General features: G+C 58.6%; 4 protein-coding genes. 2 read left to right on the top strand and 2 right to left on the bottom strand.

Translation table 11 applies throughout. The features are described 5' to 3' along the window. Window positions 1-457: 457 nt before the first annotated feature. A complete protein-coding gene (locus IVA92_RS21015; RefSeq protein WP_247279347.1) occupies window positions 458-1876 on the top strand; it encodes a glycosyltransferase family 39 protein in 1419 nt (472 codons plus the stop codon). Window positions 1877-3529: 1653 nt separating this feature from the next. After that, the gene (locus IVA92_RS21010; protein ID WP_247279346.1) at window positions 3530-3820 is read left to right on the top strand and encodes a hypothetical protein; all 291 of its coding nucleotides are present in this window, start codon (window positions 3530-3532) and stop codon (window positions 3818-3820) included. Between the two features lie 783 nt (window positions 3821-4603). Here the strand turns inward: IVA92_RS21010 and IVA92_RS21005 are convergent. Then, the gene (locus IVA92_RS21005) at window positions 4604-4822 is read right to left on the bottom strand and encodes a hypothetical protein (RefSeq protein ID WP_247279348.1); all 219 of its coding nucleotides are present in this window, start codon (window positions 4820-4822) and stop codon (window positions 4604-4606) included. 64 nt (window positions 4823-4886) lie between these two features. Beyond that, window positions 4887-9911, bottom strand: a complete 5025-nt coding sequence (locus IVA92_RS21000) for an Ig-like domain-containing protein (protein ID WP_346658130.1) — start codon at window positions 9909-9911, stop codon at window positions 4887-4889. Window positions 9912-9923: the final 12 nt, after the last annotated feature.

Here is a 9923-nt window from a genome sequence, read left to right as displayed (position 1 = left end):
GTTTGCGTTTACGAGGTCCAAACGGCGCGCGTGACGAGTTCATCCTCGCAGCCACCGCCCAAAACCTTCGAAAGATGGCCAAGCTGATCCCGATGCCCAAGCCGAGGCTCGCATAGAGGCGGTTGAGCAGTTCGGCCAAATCGCGACGGAGCTATTACAACGAAATACTGCCGGCCTTTTTCAACAGAATCGACCCGGAGCAGACTTGGCGGCGCTTTCATGGCCGACCGACACGGCGAGCTGGCTAGCTCGCGCCTGTCTCTTTCCAAAAGCAAGTGAACTCGTATTCATCCGAAATGACAACGGCCCTTTGTTGTCGAGCGGCTTTATCGTAGGGTTGCCGAGATCGTATTCAACAGCTGCGAAGTTGCAGTGTGAATTCCCGATGAGCCGGTTGCAGACTCGGAGGAATGTCCTGCGCCTGCCCAGGACCCTTCGAATAACTAGGGAGGTTCGTGTGCTCGGAACCACGGAAGCAACCCAGAGGACACACGGGGCGACGTTCGCAGCAATTGCTGTAGTTCTCACCGTGGCTGGCTGGCTCCGCTTTCACAATCTTGGAAGCGAAAGTTTGTGGTTAGACGAAGTAGTATCATGGACGCAAGCCAAGGACGGGCTTGCCGCGCTGATACAACGCACCTCTCAGGATAATTATCCCCCTCTTAACAACCTAGCGATTTTCGTCGCGATTAAGCTTCTGGGTACTGACGAATGGAGCATCCGCTTTCCATCGGCGATCTTCGGCCTCGCAAACATAGGTGTCCTGTATTGGTTAGGCACAATGACGCTCGGCCGAAAAGCGGCGCTGTTCGGTGCGGCTATGTTGGCCCTTTCACCGTTCAGTGTAATTTATTCCCAGGAAGCAAGGATGTATTCGTTATTGGCCCTTGCCGCGACCCTTTACGCGGCTACTTGCTTTTACTATCTGCGGGCACCATCCACGCTGCGGGGTGCCTGGATATCGCTTTCAGGACTGTCTCTGGTTTACTCGCACCCTTACGGACTACTCGACTGGATTGTGATCGCATTGGCTTTCGCCGCGCTTTTTCTGCTGCCCATTTGGTTCTCGCGGAGGACCATCCTGGTCTGGGTGACATCGAATACTATAGTCGCCATCGGGTTTATGCCTTGGGCATTGATACTCGCTGGGCATGCTCGGACAATTGATGCTGGCGGATTCTGGATACCGCCACTTACCACTGCTTTTTTGAGCAAAGAGCTGGGAGCCCTTGCGGGAGGAAAATTGTTTTTTGGCATCACACTGATCGGTGCAGTTCTCGGCGTGGTGGGGGCACGGCGCCGAGATTTGGCCTTCCTATGCGCCTGGGTCGTCGTCCCACTGGTAGTCGGAATTGTCGTTTCGATCCTATGGCAACCCATGTTCCTAGCACGGTACGTAATAGGCTCTCATCCACCTCTGCTGCTACTGTCCGGGTTCGGCTGGACAAAGTATGCCAAGGATTGGCGAAGTGGGATCTTTTCAATTGTGTTTGTCGCCGCCATCGCTTTGGCAAGCCTGCCCTTCTTGCGCCGACCTGTGTACGCCTACCCGAAAGACGATTGGCGCAGTGTGGCATCATTCTTGGACACGCGGATGCAACCAACGGATTGTGTGCTTGTCGTTCCAGCCTACGGAGCGATCCCGCTCGGTTACTACAAGAGGCCTCTATCCTGCGAATTGGGTGCTAAGAGGATCGGTGATCTGCCAGTTACAATGCCGGCTTCCGCTCTGTTTGGCGTATTTGGCCTTCATAATGAGCAACCCACCGAGCTGTCCCGGGTGGTTGAGTTCACCGACGAACTGCGACGGCGTGGCTGGCACGAACTTTACCGAACCGATTTTCAAGGCATTCGAGTAGTTTCGTATGCGCGGTGACCCGTTGGTACCCTCTTCCCGGCCGAAGCACTTTGAGTATGAGTCGCCTATGCTCGTGACAATCTCAATCAGAGATTCCACAAACAGCTCAGGTTCCGCTCAGGGTCAATCTGAGAAGAACTCAGCGCGAGCATATGCTTTCCGCTTTACCCCCAGGGCGGACACTCCCCTGAATGGTGAACCCGCTCGTCTTGCTGCCACTCAGGGATATCTCTTTTCGCAACCTTGAAGTTGCCGCACTTCCTGATGATCGCAGGGACCTTGCTAGTCGTCACCGGCTCCATTGGCGTCCTCGTCAGCTCTAACGGGAAGCTCTCGCGCGCGCAGCATTCAGGTCTGCTTTTACGCCTGAGATTGCTGCGTCAGCCGGCTGTCGACTTGGGGGCGGTTCATTGAGGTCTCACCCATGGTGCCCCTGGCCTAATGTCGAACCGGAAGTGACCCCATCAGAGCTCACGCAAGCAGAGACAAGTAGGACAAGCAAGGGATGCCCATGCTCGCCTAACCGAGACGTCTCCGAATCGATCCTCCAGATCATCGCCGTGAAACCATTTTCCCTGGGCTGCGAAGTTGGCCTGAAACAAACGAGGCCCAGGCTTCTCTCTTCCAGTGCATGTCCCAGAAGGGGAACTATCCCTATGATTAGCCCAACGTGGACTCGCAAAGCACGCAAGCTCGTTGTCGTAAATTTGCTGATCGGCGCGGCCGCTCTATTAGGATTGGCCGCTCACGAGCCAGTCTCAAGTGCTGCCCTCGGTAATGAATGGCAATGCAGCAAAGCGGCATTTGTCCTAACGACGTGTCGTCACGTGGCCGACGAAATTATGACCCAAAAAACGGCCGCTCTCGATTAGCTGGCAAGCCATTTGCGCCAACGCTGGTTGTCCGAGCCCAAATCCCAGACTGAGCGCGCCCGGGGGACCATCGCCCCACGCCCTTGTCGTTCACCGCCTCAGCCGGCGGCGGTGTGCCGCCAGCCGCTGTCGACTGCGAGCGCTCTGCAATCGCCTTTTCCACGCCCACGAGCCAGTAGCTCGCACGCGTTCCGCGGCCCAAGGGATTGATAATTAACGAGGTGCTTACGATGCGGCTTTGATCGCGGCATGCCTCGCCCGAGCCGACATTTACCAGCACCGAAGTCGACGGCCGCCCCGTCAAGATTACGCTCGGCGATATGCGCGCGAGAGGCGTCCGAGATCTGATCGCCTTCTGCCAGCTGCGCCCACAACGTGAAGCTCTCTGCCCGACCAGGTCGACAAGTGGCCCTGACGGGCTCCGGATATCTCAGGTCGAGCCGCGATTCGTCTGCCATGCCTGCGGCAAGCGTGGCCGCCATCCTGCGCGCCTGCAGCGAGGGACTGATGGCCAGCGGCCCCAGCATTTTGGCGGCGGCTGGGGCCGTTGGGGACGCTCCGGCACGCAGGGGGGCTTGGAGCCGGAGCACAGCACCAATCCAGACGCCTGCTACTAGTTCCTAGGGAGAGGCCGGCGGTCTAGCGAGAACCGACCCATCGCCAAACGCGCGTTCGAACGATGGGCCGTCCCGGGTGGATGTCGCGAAGCTGGAGTGGTCCAGATATCGCCACAGACCGAAATCTTAATCCTCTCGGCTGGAGAGTCGTTCCTTGCTAGATAACTCCGGATGTGGCGTGGGTGGCGCCAACCAAGCCGGGCTTGCGCGGTTTGGAACAGAAGCAAGTCGTGCGCATAATGGTTATGGCAAATGCATCGGAAATCCACTTGGTCCGGGTCATGACCGATAATCGAGAGCATAAGCTTTGGGCGGTGGCGGCACCTCGCGACGAAGCGGTTAATGCGGTCTTGGATGTCGTTCCGGAAGGATGGAACGCGGCCCTGCTCGATAACGAGTTGAGCGATCAGGAGATGGAAGCCCTAAACCTCCGGCCGGGTGATGTTCGCGAGATCACGTCGCGAGTAAATTAAGCCACTCCGACCACCAACTGAGGCGGCCTTACTCTTCAGGCTTAGGATTCTTCTCGTGCCAGTCCGCCATTTGCTTGTACTCGCGGGCCATCTCCTCGAGCTCCCGCTTTGCTTTCGGATTGCCAGTTAGGGCGGCTTGGTGCCCGCAGAGCAGTTCAAGCGAGCGGTGCGAATAGTTCGGCGGGGGGGCGGTCTCTGGCATTCGGGCAGAATATCACGCCCTCGGGGGCGGGCATTCACCTGTGTTACAAAGTGAACACTTCTCACATGGCCCCGGCGACAAGACCGCAGGCGCTGCAGCTCTTGCGTGTGCCGCGACGTTCCGTACGTCGGCGCGGCACCTCCTGGTTAACACATAGGTCTGCGTGAACTGGCCGGCCGCCCGTTACTGCCTCAGCTGGAGCTGCTCCAGTCCATCCTCAATCACCCGGAGGTCCTCAAGCAGAGCATCTCGAGAGTCAGCCGGGTTGATGCTGGATGTGCACTGCAGCTGTTCGAGCAACTGGCGCCGAAGATCTTGCATATTCTCCAGGGCTTGCCGGTTCTTCAGACGTACATAAGCCGAAACGATCGTTTCAACGCTTGTTGCCAATGAGTAGCCCCAAACCTTAGTCGCGCCCGTTTGGACTGCCGCGCTTGTGCTGTTCGCAGTATTCGATGCGCGCCCACTCCTCAGCGATTTCGAGCAGGGCTTTTCTTTGAGCGCTCATCTTGCGCTAGGGCTGCCTGAGGAATGGCGTTGAGAGCCTTGTAGCGCCTCGCGAGCATTCTATCCCTTAATACTCACCCTACGTGCAACTCCTTTAAAAGTCCCCGTTGCTCGGCTGCGGCGGCTTTCGTCTCCTCGACCTGTTTGGCTTTCTCGGCGGCGAGCCGCGCATCCTCAGCAGCCTTGGCCGTGGCTGCCACCTTGTCCTGCTCGGTTTTCTTTGCACGTTCAGCGGCAAGCCGCGCCAGCCGCGCTTTCTCAGCAGGCGCTGCGCGGGTCACCGAACGGCACACGAGGCGGTCTCCTTGACGCTGTGGCTAGGAGCAGCGTTCAATGCGCACGTTTACGACTGCGCCGTTAGATCTGGAAGAGAAAGTCCTGATTGGTCAAAGTATTCGCAGTGACGCTGGTCAAGACAATTTCCATATCCGCCGACCCTTGGTTCTGCGCAACGCCCGAGCTGTTGACGTAGACAATGGTATTCGCGCCGCTCTGAATCCAAGCGATACTATGCGCCGCAACTTGGGCGCCTCCACTTAGCAGGCCCTGCACGCTCGTCACTCCCGCGATCGCCGAGGTGTCGATGAGATCTGCACCATGAACGAAATCACTGATCGTATCATGGCTTGCAATCGTAGAGTCGGAAACCGCGGTGAAGACGAATTGGTCGTTTCCCGCTCCTCCTATCAACGTGTCGGCGCCTCCGCGCCCCTGGATCACGTCATTTCCTGCTTGCCCATCCAATGTGTTGTTGCCGGCATCGCCGAATATGAGGTCAGCGAAGGCTGAACCACGGACGGCATTCACGGCGGTGAACGTGTCTGTCCCGGTACCTGCGGCATCACCAGGGGCCGTCCCGTGCGAGTTGCCGGCGGCGAGATCGACGGTCACTCCATCCAGGGCATTGTAGAATGCAATGCGGGTATTGCCGTTGCCGGTGATGGTGTCATTGCCGGCCATCCCCTCAAACTCATTGAAAGTACCGAAATCGCCGAGATTCGGCCCGGAGACCCCGAAATTGGTCGCGACATAAGTGTCGGCGAAGGCGGTCCCGCGGATCGCCTCAATTGACCGAAGAGTGTCTGTTCCGATCGAAGCGTCGCCGGTCACCACGCCCGAAGCCAGATCGACTTGAATACCTGACGCAGACCCGTCGTTGTTGTAGAACGCTCTGTCAAAACCAGCTTTACCGTCGATGAAGTCATCGCCGCCGCGACCCGCAAAATCTTCCGCTGTACCATTGGGATTGTTAGAGCCGGTGATGGTGTCGGCAAATGACGACCCTGACACCGAGCCAACGCCCGAGAAGGTATCGGTGCCTACGGACCCATCGCCGGTCACGGTCCCCGACGCGCCACTGGTGGTGCTGGTCCAGCTATTGAGACTGAAAGTGATTGTCACAGGACCGGTCGCATTGGCGTAGATCAGACGCGTGTTGCCATTGCCGGTGATGGCATCGTCACCACCAAGCCCCTCGAACTGGTTGAAGCTGCCGTTGTTGCCGACGTTAAGAGCGCCTGCGAGGCCGTATCCCGTTGCCACATAGGTATCGGCAAGGATGGTTCCCTGGATAGCTTCGATCGAGCGCAGCGTGTCCACGCCAATCGAAGAATCGCCCGTGGCCGTGCCGTTCGCCATGTCAATGGTGACACTGCCGGTCGAAAGATAGATGTTGTTGTAGCTGGCTGTGTCAAAGCCGCCGCGACCGTCAATCGTGTCGTTGCCGCCAAGTCCGGTAAATGTCTCGTTGATGCCGCTTCCCGACAGGGAATCGATGAACATCGTGCCCATGACGGCATTCACGCCGGTGAACGTGTCACTTCCGACCGAGGAGTCACCGGTAGCCGTGCCGGCTGCTATGTCGACCACAACGCCCGCGGTCGCATTGTTGAATCCGATACGCGTGTTGCCATTGCCGGTGATGATGTCGTTGCCGCCCTCGCCGGTGAACTCGTTGAAGGTCCCCGATGAACCGGAGTTCGTGCTGGTGTTGCTAAACCCGGAGGCGTTGTAGGTGTCGGCAAAATTGGTGCCGCGGACAGCTTCGATCGACACAAGTGTATCATGACCAACGGTGGCATCTCCCGTCAGGGTGCCCGCCGCGAGATTGATGGTGATACCTGACGTGGTGGTCGGATCGTTATTGTAGTCGACACGGTCGAAGCCGCCGCGGCCGTCGATCACGTCGTCGCCAGCGAAGCCGGCAAATACTTCGATCGTGCCGAATCCATTGTTGCTTCCGAAAAGGGTGTCGGCGAATGAAGAGGCCCAGACTGCAATAATGCCCGAGCCGACAAACGTGTCGTGACCAACGGATCCATCTCCATCCGCCGTTCCGGCCGCGATATCGACAGTCACACCCGCGGTGGCGCTCACATAAGAAACCCGCGTCAGAGCCGCGCCCAAAGAGTTTACGGCAGTTACAATGGTGTCATTGCCGCCTCGACCCTCGAACTCGTTAAACCCGACCGGTGTACCGGGAATACCGGTGGCTCCTGCGAAACCGGTCGCATTGAATGTGTCCGCGAAATCACTGCCAATCGCAGCTTCGATCGCAACGAGCGCGTCGGTGCCCATTCCTGGACCGGATGCCGTGCCCGCCGCAAGGTTGACCGAGATCCCGCCCGTGGCATCGGTGTAGACAGCGCGGTCGAAATCGGCTCCGCCATCGAGCAGATCGTTGCCGCCGAATCCCTGAAGCCGATCATTTCCTGCAAGCGCGTAAATTGCATCCGCTTGGTTCGTTCCGAGCAGCACATCCGGGCTCGAGGTGCCGTTAGTGGCGTTCGGAAAGATGAAGTCGCTTTGTTGGAGGCTTGTTACACCAATCAGCGTCAGAGTATTTCCGCTCCCGAAACTGATTATGGTATTGCCAGCACTCACCGTCGATTTCGATTGAACGTCTGCGAGCGTGAAGATGCCGGACAACCCTGTCAGATCAATGTTGTCGCCCTGGGTGCGGTCAAAGTCCGTGATGGTGTCTGCTCCGCCGCCATTGGCATAGACGAAGGTGTCAGAGCCGTTCCCGCCAGTCAGGGTATCGGCACCGCCACGACCATCGATCCGGTCGTTGCCATCCCTGCCGTCGAGCGTATTGGCATTGGCATCTCCGAGGATGACGTCGGCAAACGAAGAGCCGCGGACGGCATTCACGGCGGTGAACGTGTCTGTCCCGGTACCTGCGGCATCACCAGGGGCCGTCCCGTGCGAGTTGCCGGCGGCGAGATCGACGGTCACTCCATCCAGGGCATTGTAGAATGCAATGCGGGTATTGCCGTTGCCGGTGATGGTGTCATTGCCGGCCATCCCCTCAAACTCATTGAAAGTACCGAAATCGCCGAGATTCGGCCCGGAGACCCCGAAATTGGTCGCGACATAAGTGTCGGCGAAGGCGGTCCCGCGGATCGCCTCAATTGACCGAAGAGTGTCTGTTCCGATCGAAGCGTCGCCGGTCACCACGCCCGAAGCCAGATCGACTTGAATACCTGACGCAGACCCGTCGTTGTTGTAGAACGCTCTGTCAAAACCAGCTTTACCGTCGATCAAGTCATCGCCGCCGCGACCCGCAAAATCTTCCGCTGTACCATTGGGATTGTTAGAGCCGGTGATGGTGTCGGCAAATGACGACCCTGACACCGAGCCAACGCCCGAGAAGGTGTCGGTGCCTACGGACCCATCACCGGTTAGGGTCCCCGACGCGCCACTGGTGGTGCTGGTCCAGCTATTGAGACTGAAAGTGATTGTCACAGGGCCGGTCGCATTGGCGTAGGTCAGACGCGTGTTGCCGTTGCCGGTGATGATGTCGTTACCGCCCATTCCCTCAAATTGATTGAAGGTGCCATTGTTGCTGACGTTGGCATAGGGGAGGCCGGTAGCGGCATCGATAGCTCCCGTGACGCCGAAATTGATCGCGTCATAGGTGTCGATAAAGTTAGTGCCCTGAATGGCTTCGATTGAACGCAAGGTGTCGGTGCCGCTCGAGGCATCGCCTGTCACCGTTCCAGCTGCAAGGTGAACGCTGATCCCACCCGTCGTGAAGGTGAGGTTGGCATATTGCGCCGTGTCGAAGCCGCCTTTTCCGTCGATAAAATCATCGCCGGCAAGGCCCATGAAGTTCTCGTTGGCGCCACTGCCGGAAAAGATGTCGGCAAACATCGAGCCTATGACGGCGTTGACGCCGGTGAATGTATCGGTACCCACCGAGGCATCGCCGATCGCCGTGCCCGCGAGGAAATCGACGGTCACGCCGGCGCTTGATTGCGTGTATTGGATTCGGGTGTTGCGATTACCGATGACGGCGTCGTTGCCGCCCATGCCTTCAAAATTGTTGAAGGTGCCGCTCGATCCGGCATTGGTGCTGGTGCCGCTGAAACCGGTTGCATCGTAAGTATCAGCGAAATTGGTGCCGCGGACGGCTTCCACTGAACGCAGCGTATCGGTCCCGATCGTCGCATCCCCAGTGACGGTTCCGCTTGCAAGATTAATGGTTATACCCGTGGCTGTGGCGACGTCGTTGTTGTAGATGGCGAAATCGTAGCCGCCGCGGCCATCGATCAGATCGTTGCCGCCACGACCGTCATATTGCTCGAACGTACCATTCGGATTGTCGCTGCCCCGCAGCGTGTCTCCAAATGCCGACCCAATGACCGAGTTGACGTTGGTGAAAGTGTCGCTGCCGACTGACGAATCGCCGTTCGCCGTTCCCGCGGCGAAATCTACGACGACTGCCGCTGTCGCACTGACATAGGAAATGCGAGTCAGACTCTCGCCGGAAGGATTGACCGTTCCGGCGATGATGTCATCTCCCCCCAAGCCTTCGAAATTGTTGAGGCCAATTGGTGTACCAGGGACCCCGGAATTGCCGCTGAAGCCGACCGCCGAGTAATGGTCGGCAAAGTTGCTGCCCTGGATGGCTTCGATACCGATCAACGTGTCGGTACCGACACCTGGACCCGTCACGGTCCCTGCCGTCAGATCGGCGATAATGCCCCCGGTCGCGTCGACATAGACCGCTCGATCAACACCCGAAAAGCCGTTGAATATGTCATTACCGCCAAAGCCCTGGAATACATCGTTCCCGGCAGTCCCAGTCAGGGTATTGTCGCCGGCGTCGCCGAGAATGGCGCCGGTCAGGCCCACAAAATAGACCACCGCGCCGCTGGTCGCGGTATTGCCGGCCGCATCGCTCACCCGCGCGGTCAGCGAGTTCTGGCCGTTGTTGAGCGTGACCGTGGTGCTCCAGCTGCCGTTGCCCTGCACGATGGCGGAGCCGATCGCGGTGGTGCCGTCCAGGATGGTGACGGTGGCGCCGGCATCGGCGACGCCGACCGTGCCGGTGATGGTCTGGCTCGCCTGGTTGACCGGTCCGCCCGCGCTGGTGATCGCGACCGCGGG

Origin of the sequence: Bradyrhizobium sp. 154 (assembly GCF_023073875.1) — a bacterium.
GTDB lineage: Bacteria > Pseudomonadota > Alphaproteobacteria > Rhizobiales > Xanthobacteraceae > Bradyrhizobium.
This window is presented reverse-complemented; position numbering and strand designations above follow the sequence as displayed.